We start from the raw sequence: 20,669 nt of genomic DNA on the forward strand, positions 1-20,669 counted from the left end.
AGTTTTTTTATCTTTGAATTTATGATTTTAATTGTTGATAGTGGTTCTACAAAGTCAGATTGGTTGGCAGTAGATAAAGACGGGAATAAACTTCTGGAAAAAATACGCACAAAGGGTTTAAATCCAGAAATTATTTCCGAAGAGAAAATGGTTAAAATAGTTAAAAAACACCCCGATTTAAAGGAACATAAAGAAAGTGTTACTCATGTGTTTTTTTATGGAGCAGGTTGTGGTACAGACCGTGGCAAGGAAATGGTGTTTGAAGCCTTGTCTCAAGTATTTAATACGGCAAAAATATCTGTAGAGGAAGATACCCTTGCAGCTGTTTATGGAGCGATTAATCATGATAAGGAGGCTGCTGTTGTATGTATTTTAGGAACTGGTTCTAACTGTAGTTATTATGATGGCACTAAGTTACACCAGGAAGTACAGTCTCTAGGCTACATTGTCATGGATGATGCCTCGGGGAATTATTTTGGCAAACAATTACTTCGTGATTATTATTTTAATAACATGCCTGAAAATATTAAAATTGCTTTTGAAACTAAATATAACTTGGACGCCGATTATATAAAGTATAATATTTATAAACAGCCTAACCCAAACGCTTATTTAGCAAATTTTGCAGAGTTTATGTTCTTACAAAAAGATTCTCAATATACCATAGATTTAATAAAAAATGGTGTTAGGCTTTTTGCAAAGAATATGATTATGCAATTTAAGGAAGAATTAAAAACTGTTCCGGTTCATTTTGCTGGGTCTATCGCTTTTTTCTCCCAAAACGAGATTAAGGAAGTAGCAGAAGAAATGGGGTTTAAAGTAGGTAACTTTGTTAGAAGACCTATAGACGGTTTGGTACCTTTCCACATAAAAAACCTTGAGTAATTATTGAGACCTCACACGGCACTTTACATTTCGAATAAGCACAATAAGCCCAAGTTAATAAAAAGTCTAGTTTCAGGGGAATTATTACCTGAAATCGATTTGGGTGAATATATCCTCTTTTCAGATATAACCATAGATAAATTAATATCTGAAGAGCGCAGACATGGCAAAAGTGCTTTGTCGACCCTTTCCCAAAAGAAACTTCAACATGCATCGCAAGGCGAACGTAGAAAGGCTTTATTGAAGCATATTATTGCCCAAAAACCAAATTGTATTATTGTAGATAATGTTTTTGATAGTTTAGATGTAAACACACAAAAAACTATTAAAACAGCTTTGCTGGAATTGAGTAATAGCACATTGATAATTCAAATATGTAATAGAAAACGTGATGTTCTAGAATTCATTGGGAATAGATTGCAATTTGATGGTACAAAATGGACGAAGTTTAAAACAGATGTTAAAAACGATGCCACAGTAAAATCATATTTTACGCATAAATTACCACAAAGGCAAGCCAACGAAGGTTTTAGCTTTTCAGAGCTAATAAGGTTGCGCAACATTAACTTGAGTTATGAAGACCGCCCTATACTGCAAAACATAAATTGGGATATTAAACCAGGAGAATTTTGGCAACTTATGGGACCTAATGGTTCTGGTAAAAGCACTATTTTGAACTTAATATCTGGTGATAATCCAAAAGGGTTTATGCAAGATATGGTGCTTTTTGATATGAAAAAGGGTAGTGGAGAGAGCGTTTGGGATATCAAAAAACACATTGGTTTTTTTTCTTCAGATATGCTAATTGGATTTAAACGAAGAGATTCCATAGAAAATATGATTATTTCTGGGTTTTATGATTCTATCGGACTCTATAAGTTTCCAACCGAAGTTCAAATTAAAATAGCACAGGAATGGTTAAAGGTACTGCAAATGAGCAGTATTAGGAATAATAGTTTTACTACACTTTCCGAAGGACATAAGCGTTTGGTGCTCATTGCTAGAGCTATGGTTAAACAACCTCCACTTTTAATTTTAGATGAACCTACAAACGGTTTAGATGATGTTGATGCAAAGCTGTTTTCTACACTAGTGAATAAAATTGCCCAAGAAACTGATACTGCTATTTTATATGTTTCCCATCGTCATGAAGTTGGGCTAGCACCAGATTACATATATGAGCTTATTCCTAATGAAAAAGGTTCTATTGGAAGGGTTGTAAAATAATCGTGTTAGATTCATTATATTTAAACTGATGAATCCACATTTTAACCAGTCCATGCGCAATGCTTTTCACCTGGCTCTTTTTTTGGCCTTCTTATCCATCTTTAATTGTCAACAAGATTCTGTTTCTCAACCTAAAGATTATAACACTTGGAGGTCATATCAAGGTGGGCCAGACAGAAATCAGTATTCTACGTTATCAGAAATCACACTAGATAATGTTACCGATTTAAAAGTAGCTTGGACCTACGAGTCGTCAGATTTCGGACAAATGCAAATGAACCCCATTATTATTGATACTATTTTATATGGGGTTACTTCTAGGCTTAGAGCTATTGCTTTACACGCTGCAACGGGAAAGGAAATTTGGAGATTTGGTGATTCTTTAAAATTAAGAGCATCAACCAGTAGAGGGGTTGCCTATTGGGAGAAAGACGATGACAAACGCATATTATATACTTCAGGCCCTTACCTTTACGCACTTAACGCATTAACAGGAAAGTCTATTGAGAGCTTTGGGGATAACGGAAAAGTTAACCTAAGCAGTGGTTTAGGTGAAATTGCTAAGGGAAGTTTTCTTGTATCCAATACGCCGGGTACCGTATACAAAGATATTATTGTCATGCCCATTCGTGTTCCTGAAGACATTGGGGCACTTCCTGGAAACATTATGGCCTTTAATGTTATCACAGGTGATTTAGAATGGACTTTTAATACTATACCTTTGCCTTCGGAGGAAGGTGTTGAAACATGGGAAGACCAGAATTCTCATATAAATCCGTTGATTGGTGCAGGAAATAATTGGAGCGGAATGGCTTTAGATGAAGAACGTGGTATCATTTACATTCCTACAGGTTCGGCTGCTCCAGATTTCTATGGCGGTATTCGTAAAGGAGACAATCTATATACCGATTGCCTTTTGGCCTTGGATGTTAATACGGGAAAGCGGCTTTGGCATTTTCAAATGGTGCATCATGACTTATGGGATAGAGACCCACCAACACCACCAAATTTAATTACCATTACAAGAAATGGTAAAAAACTACCAGCGGTTTCGCAGTCCACAAAACAGGGTTATGTATATGTGTTTAATCGTGTTACTGGAGAGCCTTTGTTTGATATTGAAGAGGTACCAGTACCAGCTTCCACGTTATATGGAGAGGAAGCTTCGAAAACACAACCCATTCCGGTAAAGCCAAAACCTTTTGCAAGACAATCAACTGAATTAACCGATGATGACATAAGTCCGTATGCCGAAAATAGGGAAGCTTTTTTAGAACTTTTAAAACAATCGGATAAAAGGTTATATGCACCACCAAGTCTAGACCCAATGATTCTCTTTCCTGGGTTGGATGGTGCTGCAGAGTGGGGCGGAACTGCTGCAGACCCCGAAGAGGGGATTGTTTATATAAACTCCCAAGAGGCACCTTGGGTTATTCAAATGAAGGAGAATGATACTACGGTAAAAAATTATCCTTTAGGCAAACAAACCTATATTCAGTATTGTGTGACCTGTCATCAAAAAGATAGAAGTGGTGCAGTTCAAAGTGGCTTTCCTTCCTTAATAGACTTAAAAAATAAAAAATCTAAAAATGAGGTAGCTCTATTAATAAAATCTGGAAAAGGTATGATGACTGGATTTCCTCAGATTACACCTAAAGAAAAGGAAGCTTTAATGCATTTTTTGTTTGATGAACCCGATACCATTATGCCTAAGAATCCTAAAAAAATTTATCCGTTAGCTTATAAATACGCTGGCTATAAACGCTTTTTAGATAGCAAGGGAAGACCTGCTATTTCACCGCCTTGGGGAACCATGCACGCAATTAATTTGAATACAGGCGATTTCGTTTGGTCAATTGTTTTAGGGGATACACCAGAATTAAAAGCACAAGGATATCCTCAAACGGGATGTGAGAATTATGGTGGCCCTGTAGTTACTGAAAATGGTTTGCTGTTTATTGGCGCAACAAAAGATGGTTACTTTAGAGCGTTTAACAAGTTTACAGGAGCCTTATTATGGGAATATAAATTGCCTGCGCCTGCTTTTGCTACTCCAGCTATGTATCAGGTTGATGGCAAGCAATACATAGCTATAGCCTGCGGAGGTGAAAAGCTTGGGGCTCCTATTGGAAACAAGATTGTGGCATTCTCTTTAAATTAGTTAGCCAACATAAAAAGCGGGAAGAATTTTTAAATAAACTATAAATATTACTCTATGGGTCTAATATCTACGGATACTTTCATTTTATTTTTTCCAGTACTATAAATAACACCTTTTAATGGAGGAACATCGTAATAATCTCTACCATGAGAAATTATTATGTGTTGATTTGATGGTATTTGGTTGTTTGTGGGGTCAAAATCTACCCACCCAAAATATGGTATAAATATTGAAAACCAAGCATGAGAAGCATCTGTTCCAATAAGTTTTTCTTTGCCTGGAGGTGGTATAGTTTCTATATACCCACTAACATAGCGGGCAGGTAAACCAATAGAACGCACACAGGCAATGGCTATTTGGGCAAAATCTTGACAAACTCCCTTTTTTATTATCATGACTTCATGAATGGGTGTGGCTACATTTGTAACTTCAGGATTAAATTCAAAATCTGTATAAATACGCTGCATTAATTCAAAAGCCGCTTCAAAAATTGATCTATTTGGTTTGAATGAAACTTCGGCATAATCTTTAATATTAGATGTTATATTAGCCACTAAAACAGATTCTAAACAAAATTGTTTGATATGACGTACTTCAGAAGAATTACTTTTTAAATGCAATAATGCTTGTTGTAATGTGATTTTTTGGGCATCAGGATTGTTATAAATACTAGGAATATTATGAGCCTCTTTTAAAATTTTACTCTTAGCGGTAACTTTTAATTTTGAATGTTGTTTTTGAATTGAAAATCTTGTAATGATATTTCCGAAAAAATCAATTTTCTCCGAAATTTCTTCTGGAATGGGATTAATATCTAAATGATAATCTAGTAACTTTTGTCCCACAACATCTTTAGGCTTAAGAGTGGCTATATTATGGCAAAATGACACTCCATGCTCATAATTGTATGTGGTAGTATGTAAAACTTGATAAATCATTTAAGCCAATGGAAAGTTTTGATTAACCAATTGTTTTTGTTGGTAAGCATGATTAAAATAAGTATCAGATAGTGCAATGCTACTTTTGTGTAATAAATTACTAAGTTCTGATAAAACCTCATCAAGATTTTGACGCAAAGTTTCTGTTCCATTTAATTCTAGTAACTTGATAATATCTAGGTTTTCTATAATTTTAATAGCCTCAGAAATATACGTGCTATAGTAGTTGTTTACCGATGAATTAGCTTCAAGTTGTGGAAGCTTTTGTATGTCTTTTTGAATACGTTTAAATTGGTAGGTTAGAGATTTGGTATATTCGGCATCAAGCATAACTAAACGAATCACATTTTCCACACTTAAATAAGAACGATAGCTGTACCTATAAATATTTAGACTTTCATGACTTGTTAAAAATGATTCTAGAATTTCATACTGTAACTGTTCAGAATAATTAAAAACCAAAAGTGCTCTTAATTTTGCAATATGCATCATGGCTTGTTCGGTTTGCAAACCTATAAAATATAATAAAAGTCCTTGGCTTACTAGTATACTTTCTTCAATAAGCCCCATAAACGCTATGAGTCTAGTTATAACACGATCAAGTAGTTTTGTGAGGTCTGGAATAGAACGGGTTTCGTTCTCTTTAAATTTATCCCATAATTTTTTTATGCTATCAAATACACGCCACATATCTCTGGACCATAAGTTTCGTAAAGAATAGTAAGCATGATTAAAACTTGAAAGGGTCTGAGCAAAACTACCAATTCGGTTTTCATCTAAAAGTAAAGACAAAATCTCTTCTATTGGGTCTTGTAACGTTTTTTCTGAATTTTTACCAACAAATCCTGGAAACGTAGAGGTAATATTAGTTACGGATTTATACAGATAAACCAAACTTCTAGATTCGGCATTTTGGTTGTTATATTGTTCGTTATTCATTCGGTTTAAAACCATACGCAAATAACGAGCAGTTGTGAGAGCTCTACCTAAATACCTTCCAGACCAATACAGGTTTTCGGCCGTATTACTTGGCAAATGATTAATGTCTGATACCGATATTCTGCTGTTATCATTCCAAGAATAACTTTGAATATTGTATTGAAACTCATCAGAGATAATCCAAAAATCTTTACTTATACCTCCTCGTTGATTAGATACAAACAAGTTTTCCCTTTCTGCGGCTACTCTTACCAAACCACCTGGCATTACGCTGTAAGTACTGTTATTTGCGATGGCAAATGTTCTACACATCACTTTTCTGGGTTCTAAAGTACCATTCAAAAAATCTGGTGCCGTTGAAAACGAAATTTTTTCTTGGGCCACAAACTTATATGGATTTAGCAGTATTTCATCTTTTAATGTACTTAGCGATGCGTCATCTAAAAATTCACAAAAATGAAGATATTCTCTATTTGAGCGGTCGATATTTTTAATTACAAATTCTCTCATATTATTGAGAACATGATTGCGTTCCCTTTCTTGTCCGCACCACCAGGAAGCAATTTGTGGCAATATTAAGTCTTCGTTGAAGAAATAATTACAAATACCATTCATAAAAGGTATTAAACCGGAGTTTTCAAGAACGCCAGCACCAATGGGATTGACAATAGCAACCTGATTGTTTCTTACTACTTCTAGTAAACCGGCAACTCCTAAATATGAATCTTCTCTTAACTCTAGAGGGTCCATGAAGGCATCGTCAACACGTTTTAGAATAACATCAACTTGCTTAAGAGCTTTCAGGGTTTTCATCCATACTTTTCCATTTCTAACTACAAGGTCATTTCCGGTAACTAGCGGATATCCTAGGAAAGATGCCATATAGGCATGGTCAAAATATGTTTCGTTTAAGGGCCCTGGTGTTAAAATAACAATATTAGGGTTTATGACGTTATTTGGCGCCGAATCAATTAACATTTGATTAAACTCCGAAAAGAACTGGGTAGGCTGTTTAATATTAATATCCTTAAACAGATTGGGCATCATTTTACTCAAAGAGTATCTGTTTTCTAAGGCATATCCCATACCTGAAGGAGCCTGTGTTCTGTCGTTAACAACCCACATACGGCCGTCAGGTCCACGTGCTAAATCTGCAGCATATATTAATAATTGTTTTGCAGTTTTGTACTGAATTTGGTCACACTGTCTTAAAAATCCTCTATGTCCATAAATAACTTCTGGAGGAATAATGCCATTATTAATAAGCTCGTGCTTACCGTAGATATCATTTAAAATAAGGTTTAATAATTCGGCTCTTTGGGTAATACCACGTTCTATAGTTACCCATTCATTTTGATGAACTAAAAAGGGAACAATGTTTAATCGCCATGAGCGTTGCATTCCTTTCGGGTCATTATAAACATTGTATGTAACACCATTCTCTTCTAAAAGCCAATTAATTTCGTTTTGTTTATCAATTAATCCTTGGTTTCCGTATTGGGTTAAATTTTTAAGTAATTTTCCCCAATTAGGATTAATGGATAAATCGGATTTCAAAACTTCATCGTAGTCTTTGAAATCGGAGAAATAGTTTTGAAATAGTATGTTAGAATGCATGGGCATTGTCTACTTCTTTCTTAAATCTAAAGTAACGGGAAATTCGTTGTTAATTTCCAATTCTTTGTATTTAAATTGCTTTGGATTAATTTGTTTTTTAATCTTTTTAAATTCCTCTTTACTAATTACATCATGTTTATCTGGAATAATATCACCTTGGGTGTGATTAAAATTCCAAAAACGATTTATTCTTCTAGATTCGGCTTCTAAACTATTAATAGGAAAGGACTCGTATGAACGTCCTCCGGGATGCGCAACAAAATAAGTACATCCCCCTATAGAACGTTTATTCCAGGTGTCAACAACATCAAAAACTAATGGCGCATCTACACCAATAGTAGGATGTAGAGCAGAATAGGGGTTCCAAGCTTTGTAACGAATACCCGCAACAAATTCACCTTTAACATCAGTTGGTTTTAAAGGTACTTTTACACCGTTACAAGTAATTACATACCTTTCATTTGTAAAATTAGTAACTTTAATTTGAATACGTTCCAAAGACGAATCTACATATCTGGCAGTACCACCACCACTCATTTCTTCGCCTAAAACATTCCAAGGTTCTATGGCAGCGCGCAACTCAATATGAATATCGTTTATCGTAACCATACCATGCAGCGGAAATCTAAATTCAAAAAATGGATTAAACCAATCTTCTTTAAACGCGTATCCAGCTTTATTTAGTTTTTTAACAACATCATTTATGTCCTTTCTAACAAAGTGTTCAATTAAAAACTTATCATGTAATTCTGTACCCCAACGAACTAAATCATGTTCATAAGGTTTTTTCCAAAACCAAGCAACTAGTGTACGTACTAATAAGTTTTGCATTAAACTCATTTGAGCATGCGGAGGCATGTCAAAAGCTCGTAATTCTAAAATACCTAAACGCCCTGAGGTTGAGTCTGGTGAATATAATTTGTCTATACAGAATTCTGCTCGGTGTGTGTTCCCTGTTAAATCGGTTAAAAGATGTCTAAATAACCTATCTGTTAGCCAAAAAGGGACGTCACCATTTTTAGGAATTTTACTAAAGGCAATTTCTAGTTCGTAAAGGTTTTCCATACGAGCCTCATCAATACGTGGTGCTTGACTTGTAGCTCCAATAAACGCACCTGAAAACAAATATGATAACCCCGGATGATGTTGCCAAAAGGTTAATAAACTTCTTAATAAACTTGGTTTTCTAAGAAGCGGACTATCAGCAGGAGTTATACCGCCCAAGGTTACATGATTTCCACCACCTGTACCTGTATGCTTCCCATCTATCATAAACTTTTCGGTGCCTAAGCGCGATAACTTAGCATGTTTATAGAGTGAGAGCGTATTATATGTTAATTCACTCCAGTTTTTCGACGGTTGTACGTTCACTTCAATAACACCAGGGTCTGGTGTTATTTTTAGTGATTGTAAGCGGTTATCAAATGGTGGGTTATAGCCTTCAAAAACAACTGGAATATCCAAGTCTTTTGAAGTAGCTTCAATAGCGGTTACTAAATCTAAATAATACTCTATGGCATCTAAAGGAGGTAAAAAGATATGAAGTTTATCATCCCTAATTTCAATGCACAAAGCAGTACGTATAAAATAATCATTTTTTGAAGCTTTTTTTTGCTCTTTATAACGTTTTTCAACTGCATCAAAATAAGTTGGTAATTTGTCTTGTTTAGAAAATTGGTCCAGTTGGAAGATGGGAAATTCTTTCTGCTTAGGTTTTTGAATTAATGAATTTAAAGGTAATCTTAAACCAACAGGTGAGTTCCCTGGTAATAGAAACAAATGTTTTCTTCTAAATGTCCAATCACAACTATACCATGTGCCTTTGGAATTGTTGAGTGGTAAAACGTACCCTACAGGTTTTGTAGTTCCTTCTTTTAAAATATTTTGAAGTTTTTCTTTTACCAATAGGTTTCCATCTTCTTTTGTGGGATCAACATCAATAGGCATTTGACCTTCTTGCCACAAAAAGTAAAAACTATCTTCGTAGGTGGGTTTTATATACTTTTCTGAAACACCTAAATATTTGGTTAATGTTTTAAGAAACTTTTTATCGGCGTCCTTTGGTAATTTTTCGGATTCTGAAAAAAGGGATAGTAGCTTTTTGTTTTGCCATATAGGCTTACCGTCTTTTCGCCAACAAATCTCAATAGACCAACGGGGTAGCGGTTCACCGGGATACCATTTACCTTGTGCTTGATGCAAAACACCACCTTTACCAAATTCATCATACAATCTAGCTGATAGATTTTTAGCAAGTTCTCGTTTGTGAGGGCCATCGGCATCTGTATTCCACTGTGCAGACTCCATATCATCAATAGAAACAAATGTAGGTTCACCTCCCATGGTTAATCTAACATCGTCTTTTTCCAATTCTTCATCAACTTTAAAACCAAGATTGTAAATTGCGTTCCACTGCTCGTCGGTATAAGGTTTTGTAACTCTAGGCGATTCAAAAATGCGTTTTACTGTATTTTCATAGAAGAATTCTGTTTCGCAAATATCAGTCATTCCAGTAACAGGTGCCGCACTCTCAAAGGAGGGTGTACAAGCCAAAGGAATATGACCTTCACCAGCTAGAAGTCCAGAGGTAGCGTCGAAACCTATCCAACCAGCTCCTGGAACGTAAACTTCTGCCCAAGCATGTAAATCGGTAAAATCTTCTTCAGGACCGGACGGACCATCTAATGATTTTTCATCAGATTTTAATTGCACCAAATACCCAGAAACGAATCTAGCTCCAAAACCTAAATGCCTCATAACCTGAACAAACAACCAAGCATAATCCCTACAAGAACCAACTTTAGAATGTAATGTTTCTTCGCAGGATTGAACGCCCGGGTCTAAGCGAATACTGTAATTCAAGAATTCGTTTATTTTCCGATTTATATCAATCAGAAAAAAAATAGTTTTTCTAGGAGAAAGATCAATAGTTTTTAGAAATTCATTGAGCAACGGACCATTATCGGTTATTTCTAAATAAGGCAATAGTTCTTTCTTTACAGTATCTACATACTGAAACGGATAATCTTCTGCATACTTTTCAACAAAAAAATCAAATGGATTTATAGTTTTTAAATCGGCTATAATCTCTACATCAATACTAAGTTCTTTAGTTTTTTCAGGAAATGTTAATCGTGCCAAATAGTTACCAAAAGGGTCTTGCTGCCAATTGAAAAAATGTTTTTCTGGTTTTATTTTTATTGAGTATGCTTCAATAGGAGTTCTGCTATGGGGTGCAGGTCTTAATCTAAATATGTGAGGAGATAAAGAAACAAGTCTGTCGTACTTATATTTTGTTTTGTGAGAAATAACAATTTTTAATGCCATATTGCAGGTTTCTTTTTAAGCTATTTTAAATAGAAAAGTACTAATAATAAACTGTTCAGACTATATTCATTAGGATTATTGTCATCAAAATTTTAATAATTGTGATTTTGCAAAGAAACAGAAACCTTGAATAGGGAATTGTTAAATATTGGTTTTAATATTTAAAACTCACCAACATTTTTCAATGGAAAACTTATATGCAACTTATTGGTTGTAAACTTGATTTTCCTGTTCGGCTACTCTAATAAAAGTAGTACGTTTAGTTAATTCTTTTAATCGTTGGGCACCAACATAAGTACATGTACTTCGTAGTCCTCCCAAAATATCTTGTAACGTATTTTCAACTTCGCCACGGTATGGCACTTCGACAGTTTTACCTTCGCTAGCTCTATATTCGGCAACGCCTCCAACATGCTTGTTCATGGCTGTGGAGGAGCTCATACCGTAAAACTGCTTATAAGGTTTGCCATTTTTTTCTATGGTTTCTCCACCACTTTCATCATGGCCGGCAAGCATACCGCCCAGCATAACAAAATCGGCACCTGCTCCAAATGCTTTGGCAATATCTCCAGGGATGGAGCATCCACCATCACTAATTATTTGTCCACCTAAACCATGTGCAGCATCGGCACATTCTATAATAGCAGATAGTTGGGGGTAACCAACTCCAGTCTTAACTCGTGTGGTACAGACAGATCCTGGGCCAATACCAACTTTAACAATATCTGCCCCAGAGAGCAATAGTTCCTCAACCATTTCTCCAGTGACTACATTACCTGCTATGATTACTTTATCAGGATAAAGTGCTCTAGTTTGTTTAACAAAATCGGCAAAGTATTCAGAGTAGCCATTAGCTACATCAATACAAATAAATTTTATGAGTGGATTATATTCTAAAACCTGGGCTAGTTTCTTCGAATCTTGTTCGCTTATTCCTGTACTCACAGCAATATAATCGAAGCTTGTTTCTGGTAAGGTTAGCGCGAAAGCTTTCCAGTCTGAAACAGAATAGTGTTTGTGAATTGCTGTAAATAATTTTTTTTGAGCTAAAGATTTAGCCATTTCAAAGGTTCCAACGGTATCCATGTTAGCTGCCATAATTGGTATGCCATTCCAAGAAAACGGACTGTGAAGAAATTTAAACTCCCTTTCTAAACTTACCTCAGATCTACTTTTAAGCGTAGATCGTTTTGGACGAATCATAACGTCTTTAAACCCTAATTTTATATCATATTCAATTCTCATAGTCTACTAAAATTATCTAAAATAAAATTACGATTTTTTAAGTAATATCCGTTTTTTTCAATCTTATTAATTCAGACTTTTGTTAAGATTATTGTTATATTTATGAGATGTTTATTAAACACCTAAATTAAATGAATATCCTACTTAAGTTTTTAAGATCTAATACTAAAAAGATATTATCTGTTGTTGTTTTTGTTTCTGTTGCTTCCATACTCTTTTTGGTTTATGCTTTTTTGGAAAATTTATTTGAGGTAAAGGCAATAATCGTTTCCTTATTTTCTATTGCTATTTTTTTGATTCTCATACTGCAATATTTCCTAAAGAATCAGCTAAAAAATGATGTTACAAGATTGAATTTAAATAATAGGGTTGTAGATTTAAAATTTGCTTTGAAGAAGGCTGAAAAATTAGCTGAACAAAAATCTGTGTATTTAGCTAATATGAGTTATGAAGTGAGAACACCACTTAATACCGTAATTGGTATGTTAAATATGCTGAAGCAGACCGAATTAGATGAAGATCAAAGTGCGCAGGTTGAAATAGCCACTTACTCCTCTATGCATTTGTTACAGCTTGTAAATATGGTCACAGATAATTCTGAGGTTGATGCGGGAGATTTTAAACTCAATATGCAAACCATAGATTTAGAAACAGATTTAGGAAGGCTTTTTAAAGTTTTAGAATATCAAGCTTGGGAGAAAGGTTTGGAGTTTGAATTTAAATTTTTGGCAGAAGAGAAGGATAAGTTTTTAGTTATAGGGGATACAGCTAGAATTCAGCAAGTACTCATTAACCTTATTAATAACGCTATTAAGTTCACCAATTCTGGTAAAATATCTATAATAGTAGATCAAAGTATTGGTATTGATAACGAACAAATCATCACATTTTATGTAAAGGATACCGGTGTAGGCATGAAACAAGCAGAGGTGCAGAGTATTTTTGCAGATACAGATAAGGGGCTTGAAAATTCTATAACCAGAGACTACAGAGGTGGTGGCATGGGACTTTCAATATCGCACAAATTAGTAGGTTTAATGGGAGGGGAGTTGAAATTAGAAACCAAAGAGAATGAAGGGTCTACATTTTATTTTAGCCTACAGTTAAAGAAAACCTTGAGCTTGAAAACAGCTGAGCAAGAATTTAACCCAATTTTAAAGGAAAAGTTTAATGTTTTGGTTGCCGAGGATAACAGAATGAACCAAAAGGTTATTAAGTTTCTACTGGAACGAGAAGGGGCAGACTGTACTTTTGTTAAAAATGGTTTAGAAGCACTAGAACTATACAAGATATTGGATTTTGATATGGTCTTTATGGACATCTACATGCCAGATATGGATGGTTATGAGGCTACCAAATCCATAAAACGCACCCAAAAATATTTGTCTCATAAAATTCCAGTAATTGGAGTTTCTGCAAGTGCATTCGAGGAAGACTTAGAACATGCTAAGTCTAGTGGTATTGATGAGTTCTTATCTAAACCAATAGAAGTTGAAAAACTCAAGGATTTATTGGTTAAATATTCGAAAAATAAAACAATGGCCGAGTAGGGAACCTATTTCGAAGCAATCATACTAATCTCTACATTAACATCTTTTGGCAATCTTGTTACTTCAACGGTTTCTCTAGCTGGAGCAGTAGTCTCGTCAAAATAACTACCGTAAACTTCGTTAATGGTTTTAAAGTTGTTCATGTCGCTAATAAAAATCGACGACTTTAAGACATGTTCAAAAGTCATTTCAGCAGCTTCTAAAATGGCTTTTAAGTTTTTCATCACACAATGAGTTTCTGAGGTTATATCCTCTAAAACAAGACTTCCTGTTTCAACATCTATTGCGATCTGTCCAGAAATGTACAATGTATTTTCATTTAATATAGCTTGGTTGTATGGACCAAGTGGGGCAGGTGCTTTAGTTGTAGAAATAACTTTTTTCATGATAAAAATTTATAATTGTCTATCGGGTTGTCTACGCTGTTCGTATTTTAAGTCTTTTAGAATATTGGACTTAATACCAATAAAGAAGTTCCAAGATTTATTTTGACTGAAAGGAATCCAGCTAAAATTCATATCCCAACTCTGTAAATCTCTTGAAAAACGAAATTGCGTGTATGTAAAACCTTGATTTTTAATGTCGTAACCCGAAGAAGCTCCAATAGACCATTTACTGGTTAATTCAATATCACCTGAAAACATAAGGGAATGGGATGAAATTTCATTTTGCCTCCTGCTGTTGGCGTAATTAACGGTGTAGGCCAAACGAAGATTCCAGGGGATTTTATGGTTATAAAATTTTGTAGACTCTTCTTTGGTTTCGCTTTTCTTTTCTCTTTCCCTATTAATTTGCCGGTTAGAAAAATCTAAGTTTTCGGGTAATACAGCGTTGGGGTCATCGTTGTTTACAGTATCAGCGTTTCCTTTGTCTTTGTCTTTCTTTTCTCCACTATTAGATAATGACCAACTAGCGGTTAAGTTGGCACTTGTTAACCTTACAAGACTTCCTCCATTATCTACATTCAGCTTGTTAATTCTAGTGTTGTTATTATCAAGGGCATAAGGGTCGAAGGTTGCTCCAAAGTTTATGCTTAATTTATTTTGGAAAAGTTGTGTGCCACCATTCATACGAATTGGACTTAGTTTCAAAGAGTCTGCAGCAAAGTTATAAGATGTCGAAAAGTTTAAGTTATTTAACAGTTTGATTTTTTTGGCCTCGGTAGCTGTAGTGTCTTTATCTCTTACTTTAGCTTCAAAATTATTTGCAAGCGAAAAACTCATCGAACTCGAAAAATTCCTATTGGGCGAACCAAAAACAGAGCCATCAAAGCGGCTGTATTCTAAGTCTACGTCGTTAACGGTTTGTCCGTCAGCATTAATGACTTCGGCAGTTTCATAATACTTGTCAAAAGCCGGATTTATATTATAACTAACCGAGGGGCGCATAACGTGCCTTATAGCTTTTAACCAAGTGTCTTTACCATCCTTTTCAAAATTAAACATACCGTAAAGTGTAGTACCAATACTTGTACTAAAATTATAGGTTCTGTAAGAGTCAAAACCATTTAGGTCTTCAGTAATGGTCTCTCTTGTTGCAAAATCGTAAGTTTCTTTAATGGTGTTGAAAGTCCAAACTTCGTTGTAATTGGTATTGGCGCTAACACTAAAATAATCGAATATCTTAAAGTTAGTCGTTAGTGGAATAGTATGTTGGAATCCGGCTCGAGCGTCATCAAACATTTCCTTTTTAAAGAAAAGTGAATCTGTGGTTTGTATCCTGTTTTCACCTCTAACATTATATTGTAAATTAATATTTTGAATAATCCCTTTTTTTGATCCTGTTTTAGAAGCTAAAGGATACATTCTACCAATACTACCCTGAAAGGTTGGTAAGGTCATGTTAATGGTCTCCGTATTTGTATTTTGGGAGTGAGACGCCGTTAAACTAAAATTAATTTGAGGTTCTGTATTGAATGTTTTTGAATACGAAACAGAGGATGCTAAAGTATTTGTCAAGAAATTGCTTCCTGCATTAATTTGGTTTAGCGAGTTCCTAAAATAGGTGCTACTACCAAGGTTAACAGAGGCCGTAAACCTGGAACTGGGGTTAGCTTTAGAATCTTGACTGTGCGACCATCTTATGTTATAAATTGTATTTCGTGAGTAATCGGGAAAACCTCTTTCACTATTAATTAAGTTCTCGTATCTAAATGCTAAATTTCCTCTAAAGCGATAACGTTTCGCATAGGTGCTTTCTAGTCTTAAACCAAAACTTCCGTTTGTATAATAATCACCAAGAACAGCTAAATCCACATAATCGTTAATAGCAAAATAGTAGCCCCCATTTTGAAGAAAGTATCCACGATCGTTTTGCTCACCAAACGTTGGAATGATAATACCCGAAGTGTGTTTTTCACTTTGCGGGAAAAAACTAAAAGGCATCCAAACTGGAGTAGGAACGTCATAAATAAACATTTGAGCCGGACCGGTAACTACCTTTTTGCCCGGAACAATTTTAGCGCGAGACAAAAGAATATAGTAATCGGGGTCTTCTAGATCTTGAGCAGTAGTATATCGTGCTCCCTTAATAAAGTAAACCGAATCGTTTTCCTTTTTAGTAAGGCTGGCAATTACATTACCTTCACCTTGTTGGGTCACCGAATTATAAATTAAGGCCTTTTTGGTGTCTGTGTTAAATATAATGGAGTCTGGTTCAACAACATTGCTCCCTTGTGTGAAAACAGGCTTTTGAGTGTAACCTTCAATAGAATCTTTTATTCCTTTGGCGTAAACTTTCTTTGTATTGTAATTAATAGTTATACTACCTGCTTTGATATTCATATCTCCGTATTCAATCGAAGCATTATTATAAAGGTATAATTTCTGTTTTTTATGATTAAACTTTGTGTAATCTGTAGCAGAATATTTAACAGTAAATTCTAAGAGTTCTTTGGGTTTTATACTGTCGTTAACCGTGGTATCCTGAATCTTCTCAGAATCTTCGACTTCACTTTTAAGGATTTTTTCGGTATCTGTTACCAAGGAGTCATTTTCAACTACACCGATAGGAGTTACATTTTTTTTAATGTCCTGACCATGGCACAACGTGTTAATAAACATTGTAAAACTTAGAGCAAAAAGTATTTTAAAGTTGTTTGTGTGCAACGCTTTTGGTGTATTTTTGTAAAAGTATGGCTCGGTTTTTGAAATGCCAAAATTACATATATTTTTTGTGTGAATGATTTAAAACTTAAAAATAAATCTAAGCACAAAATAGTTGAGTAATAAACCGAGTTTTTTATCCGTTTATAATAGTTATGCAAACGTATCTTCAGTCACTTTTCGTATCTTTTCTTATATCATTAACATTTTTTTTGGGTAATCCTATCTATGGACAATCGTCATCCAACGAATTTGTGATTATGATAGATCCAGGACATGGTGGAAAGGATTCTGGAACACCCGGTACGGGAAGATACAAGGCTACAGAAAAAGACATTGCTCTAGATGTATCTCTGGCACTTGGCAATATGATAAAGCAAAAACTATCTAATGTAAAAGTGGTTTACACTAGGAGTAACGATGTTTATCCTACGCTAAACGGACGAACTATCGTTGCCAATAAAAAAGATGTGGATTTGTTTATTTCTGTACACTGTAACGCACAGCCCGGGAAAAAGGGAACCGCCTATGGTTCTGAAACCTATGTACTGGGTACAACAAAAAACAAACAAAATCTAGAAGTAGCAAAGCGAGAGAACAGTGTAATTGCCCTAGAAGACAACAAAGAGGTATACAAGAATTTTAATCCTAATTCACCAGAGTCTGTGTTAGGGCTTATGATAGCCCAAGAGCAATACTTAGACCATAGTATTAAATTAGCTCGGTACATTGAAGATGAATTTCAAATTACTGCAAAGCGCAGAAGTAGGGGTGTTAAACAAAATATATTTTATGTTTTGGCATACACCTACATGCCCAGTGTACTAGTAGAATTAGGGTTCTTAACTCATAAAAAAGAAGAAGATTTCCTAAACTCAAAACGTGGCAAGGCGCTAATGACCAAGTCATTATTTAATGCTGTTGAAAAGTATTTAAAGTATCTAAATGTAGGTACTGAGACAGAAGTGTTTATAGATAATACGCCCAAACCTAAAACAACATCTAGTGATATTGAATTTAAGGTACAGATAGCCGCTAGTTCTAAGGCCTTGGAAACAAAGCCTTATAACTTTAAAGGCCTGAATAATATTACTCGTATTAAAGAAGGGAGTTTATATAAATACTTCTACGGCAGTACTTCAGATTACAGTACCACAAAACAATTAGAAGCAGATGCTAGAAAACAAGGTTACACATCGAGCTTTGTTGTTGCTTTTAAAAATGGCAAGAAGATTACTTTAGAAGAAGCCTTAAAAACAATATCCAAAATCAATTAATCAGATTTCGTATTAATTTATTTAAATTTGTTTAAAACAAGTTTATGTTGAAGTCATCACAGAACATGTTTGATGAATAACAAATTGGATTTGAGACACGGTTTTCAATTCGCCCAAATTATAAAATAGACCAAGAGTAAATGAAAATATCGAAAGAAGTTAAAACGGCTTTGTTAGTCATATCAGGAATTATATTGCTAATTTTTGGGTTTAACTATTTAAAAGGCCAAAACCTACTAGATTCTTCCCGTACTTTTTACACTGAATACAACAATGTGGAAGGCTTAACGCCCTCAATGCCGGTAACTATCAATGGTTTGTCTGTTGGTAAAGTATCAAAGATTACTTTTAAAGATGATGGTTCTGCCAAACTTAAAGTAGAACTTCTAATTGATAATGATTTTGAGTTCTCAATAAATAGTAAGGCTGAACTTTACGAAACAGGATTAATTGGAGGAAAGGCAGTTGCTATTATTCCAGCTTTTGATGGGGAAAAAAATGCTAAAAGTGGAGACACACTAACAGGAACGGTAAAAGCAAGTTTAACCGAGTTGATAAATCAAAAACTGAACCCACTTTTTGAGAAACTTGAAAATGTTTTAGGAAGTACAAAGAAGTCCCTAGTCAACTTAAACGACGTATTTGACGAACCTACAAAAGAAAAGCTTAAAAGTAGTGTTTCAGAGTTGAATGAAACTATTTCCAAATTCAAAACTACCGCTATTAACCTAAATTCTTTATTGGGTGACAACGATAGTAAATTGAATAAATCTTTATCTCATGTTGAACATCTTTCTAGTAATTTTTCAAAAGTGTCAGATTCAATAGCAAATACCAATATTGGACAAACCATAAGAAATCTAGAATCTACCTTAGCGCAGTTTAATGGATTATTATCCGATATGGAGAACGGTAAAGGCTCTATGGGTAAATTGTTAAAGGAAGACGGACTTTACAATAATCTTGAAGGCGCAACAGGTGAACTGGAAGCATTGTTAGAAGATATAAAACTCCACCCTAAACGCTACTTTAGAATACTATCTAAAAAGGAGATTCCATACTCCAAAGACGAAAATAATTAATATGCAGTATTTGCCAAATATACTTTTTGCAATCCTATTGATTCTTGGGATAGGATATTTTGTAAAAAACGTAAAAAAACTTATCAGAAATATCAAGCTGGGGCAAGATGTCGATGTAAGCGATAATAAAAAAGAACGTTTTAAAAATATGGCCATGATTGCCTTAGGGCAAAGTAAAATGGTTCGTAGGCCTATATCCGGCATACTTCACGTTGTAGTATATATTGGTTTTATCATCATAAATATTGAAGTCCTAGAGATTATCATAGATGGTATTTTCGGTACCCATCGCATAGGTTTAAAGGTGCTTCCTGAAGAATTATATGGCTTTTTGATTGGTACTTTCGAGATATTGGCTTGTCTGGTTTTGGTTGCAGTAATCATCTTTTGGATGAGAAGGAACGTTATTAAACTACAGCGTTTTTTGAAGAGTGAAATGAAAGGATGGCCAAAAAACGATGGTAATATTATCCTATATTTTGAAGTCGTTTTAATGACTTTATTTTTAGTAATGAATGCCACCGATACATCGTTTCAAAGTATGGGTAGTGGTAACGTCGTTAGCCAATTTATAGCACCATGGTTTTCTGGTTTACCGGAAACCACGTTGCATTTTATAGAACGCGGCGCTTGGTGGTTACACATTATTGGGATTTTAGTTTTTTTGAATTATCTGTATTTCTCGAAACACCTACATATTCTGTTGGCATTTCCAAATACCTATTATGGTAGTTTAAAACCTAAGGGGCAATTCAACAATTTAGAATCGGTTACCAAAGAAGTTAAGCTTATGATGGATCCCAATGCAGATCCTTTCGCAACACCAGCAGCAGATACAGAAGAGGAAGAACCCGCGAAATTTGGAGCAAGCGATGTTCAGGATTTAAATTGGGTACAATTGTTAAGCGCCTATACCTGTACGGAGTGTGGAAGATGTACTTCGGCCTGTCCAGCGAATTTAACAGGAAAGAAGCTTTCCCCTAGAAAGATTATGATGGATACCAGAGACAGGTTAGAAGAGGTTGGGAAAAATATAGATGCCAATAATGGCGTCTTTAAAGATGATGCCAAGCAGTTGCTGGGAGATTACATAACAAACGAAGAGCTTTGGGCGTGTACCACTTGTAATGCATGTGTAGAGGAATGTCCGGTAAGTATTAATCCGTTGTCTATTATATTAGACATGCGTCGTTATTTGGTTATGGAACAAAGTGCTGCTCCAACCGAATTGAACAATATGATGAGCAATATTGAAAATAATGGAGCGCCATGGCCATACAATCAAATGGATCGTCTAAACTGGAAAGATGAATAATT

Annotated in this window: 13 protein-coding genes; 7 read left to right on the plus strand and 6 right to left on the minus strand. The window is 34.9% G+C overall.

Annotated features, from left to right (window positions below; all coding sequences use genetic code 11):
* Nucleotides 1–21 precede the first annotated feature (21 nt).
* Genes M0214_RS11750 through M0214_RS11760 form a run of 3 tightly spaced genes read left to right on the plus strand, consistent with a single transcriptional unit; the run spans nucleotide 22 to nucleotide 4,273 of the window.
* On the plus strand, nucleotides 22–885 hold the full coding sequence (locus M0214_RS11750; protein ID WP_248722756.1) for an N-acetylglucosamine kinase: 864 nt from the start codon (nucleotides 22–24) through the stop codon (nucleotides 883–885).
* Between the two features lie 3 nt (nucleotides 886–888).
* The gene (locus M0214_RS11755; protein ID WP_248722757.1) at nucleotides 889–2,112 is read left to right on the plus strand and encodes an ATP-binding cassette domain-containing protein; all 1,224 of its coding nucleotides are present in this window, start codon (nucleotides 889–891) and stop codon (nucleotides 2,110–2,112) included.
* Between the two features lie 28 nt (nucleotides 2,113–2,140).
* Nucleotides 2,141–4,273, plus strand: a complete 2,133-nt coding sequence (locus M0214_RS11760; RefSeq protein WP_248722758.1) for a pyrroloquinoline quinone-dependent dehydrogenase — start codon at nucleotides 2,141–2,143, stop codon at nucleotides 4,271–4,273.
* A gap of 47 nt (nucleotides 4,274–4,320) precedes the next feature.
* Here M0214_RS11760 and M0214_RS11765 read toward each other — a convergent pair whose 3' ends face one another.
* The 4 genes from M0214_RS11765 to M0214_RS11780 form a co-directional block, all read right to left on the minus strand.
* Nucleotides 4,321–5,211, minus strand: a complete 891-nt coding sequence (locus M0214_RS11765) for a transglutaminase family protein (protein ID WP_248722759.1) — start codon at nucleotides 5,209–5,211, stop codon at nucleotides 4,321–4,323.
* Complete coding sequence (locus M0214_RS11770) at nucleotides 5,212–7,767, minus strand: circularly permuted type 2 ATP-grasp protein (RefSeq protein WP_248722760.1); 2,556 nt, start codon at nucleotides 7,765–7,767, stop codon at nucleotides 5,212–5,214. It abuts the gene before it with no gap.
* A gap of 9 nt (nucleotides 7,768–7,776) precedes the next feature.
* Complete coding sequence (locus M0214_RS11775; RefSeq protein ID WP_248722761.1) at nucleotides 7,777–11,094, minus strand: DUF2126 domain-containing protein; 3,318 nt, start codon at nucleotides 11,092–11,094, stop codon at nucleotides 7,777–7,779.
* 204 nt (nucleotides 11,095–11,298) lie between these two features.
* A complete protein-coding gene (locus M0214_RS11780) occupies nucleotides 11,299–12,339 on the minus strand; it encodes a GMP reductase (RefSeq protein ID WP_248722762.1) in 1,041 nt (346 codons plus the stop codon).
* Nucleotides 12,340–12,470: 131 nt separating this feature from the next.
* On the opposite strand from M0214_RS11780, the gene M0214_RS11785 reads away from it, so the two are divergent.
* Nucleotides 12,471–13,889: a response regulator gene (locus tag M0214_RS11785; protein ID WP_248722763.1), complete on the plus strand. Its 1,419-nt coding sequence runs from the start codon at nucleotides 12,471–12,473 to the stop codon at nucleotides 13,887–13,889.
* A 5-nt stretch (nucleotides 13,890–13,894) separates the two neighbouring features.
* On the opposite strand, the gene M0214_RS11790 is transcribed toward M0214_RS11785, so the two are convergent.
* Both M0214_RS11790 and M0214_RS11795 read right to left on the minus strand, forming a co-directional pair.
* The gene (locus M0214_RS11790) at nucleotides 13,895–14,275 is read right to left on the minus strand and encodes a Rid family detoxifying hydrolase (protein ID WP_248722764.1); all 381 of its coding nucleotides are present in this window, start codon (nucleotides 14,273–14,275) and stop codon (nucleotides 13,895–13,897) included.
* Nucleotides 14,276–14,284: 9 nt separating this feature from the next.
* On the minus strand, nucleotides 14,285–16,951 hold the full coding sequence (locus M0214_RS11795; protein ID WP_371873495.1) for a putative LPS assembly protein LptD: 2,667 nt from the start codon (nucleotides 16,949–16,951) through the stop codon (nucleotides 14,285–14,287).
* 254 nt (nucleotides 16,952–17,205) lie between these two features.
* Between M0214_RS11795 and M0214_RS11800 the strand changes: the two genes are divergently transcribed.
* From M0214_RS11800 to M0214_RS11810, 3 genes are all read left to right on the plus strand, one after another.
* Nucleotides 17,206–18,270 (plus strand): N-acetylmuramoyl-L-alanine amidase, encoded by a 1,065-nt coding sequence (locus M0214_RS11800; protein ID WP_248722765.1) that lies wholly within the window; start codon nucleotides 17,206–17,208, stop codon nucleotides 18,268–18,270.
* 140 nt (nucleotides 18,271–18,410) lie between these two features.
* A complete protein-coding gene (locus M0214_RS11805; RefSeq protein ID WP_248722766.1) occupies nucleotides 18,411–19,352 on the plus strand; it encodes an MlaD family protein in 942 nt (313 codons plus the stop codon).
* A 1-nt stretch (nucleotide 19,353) separates the two neighbouring features.
* On the plus strand, nucleotides 19,354–20,667 hold the full coding sequence (locus M0214_RS11810) for a (Fe-S)-binding protein (protein WP_248722767.1): 1,314 nt from the start codon (nucleotides 19,354–19,356) through the stop codon (nucleotides 20,665–20,667).
* The last annotated feature ends 2 nt before the right edge of the window (nucleotides 20,668–20,669 follow it).

The sequence above is a fragment of the Seonamhaeicola sp. ML3 genome (assembly GCF_023273855.1).
In the GTDB taxonomy this organism is placed as follows: Bacteria; Bacteroidota; Bacteroidia; order Flavobacteriales; family Flavobacteriaceae; genus Seonamhaeicola.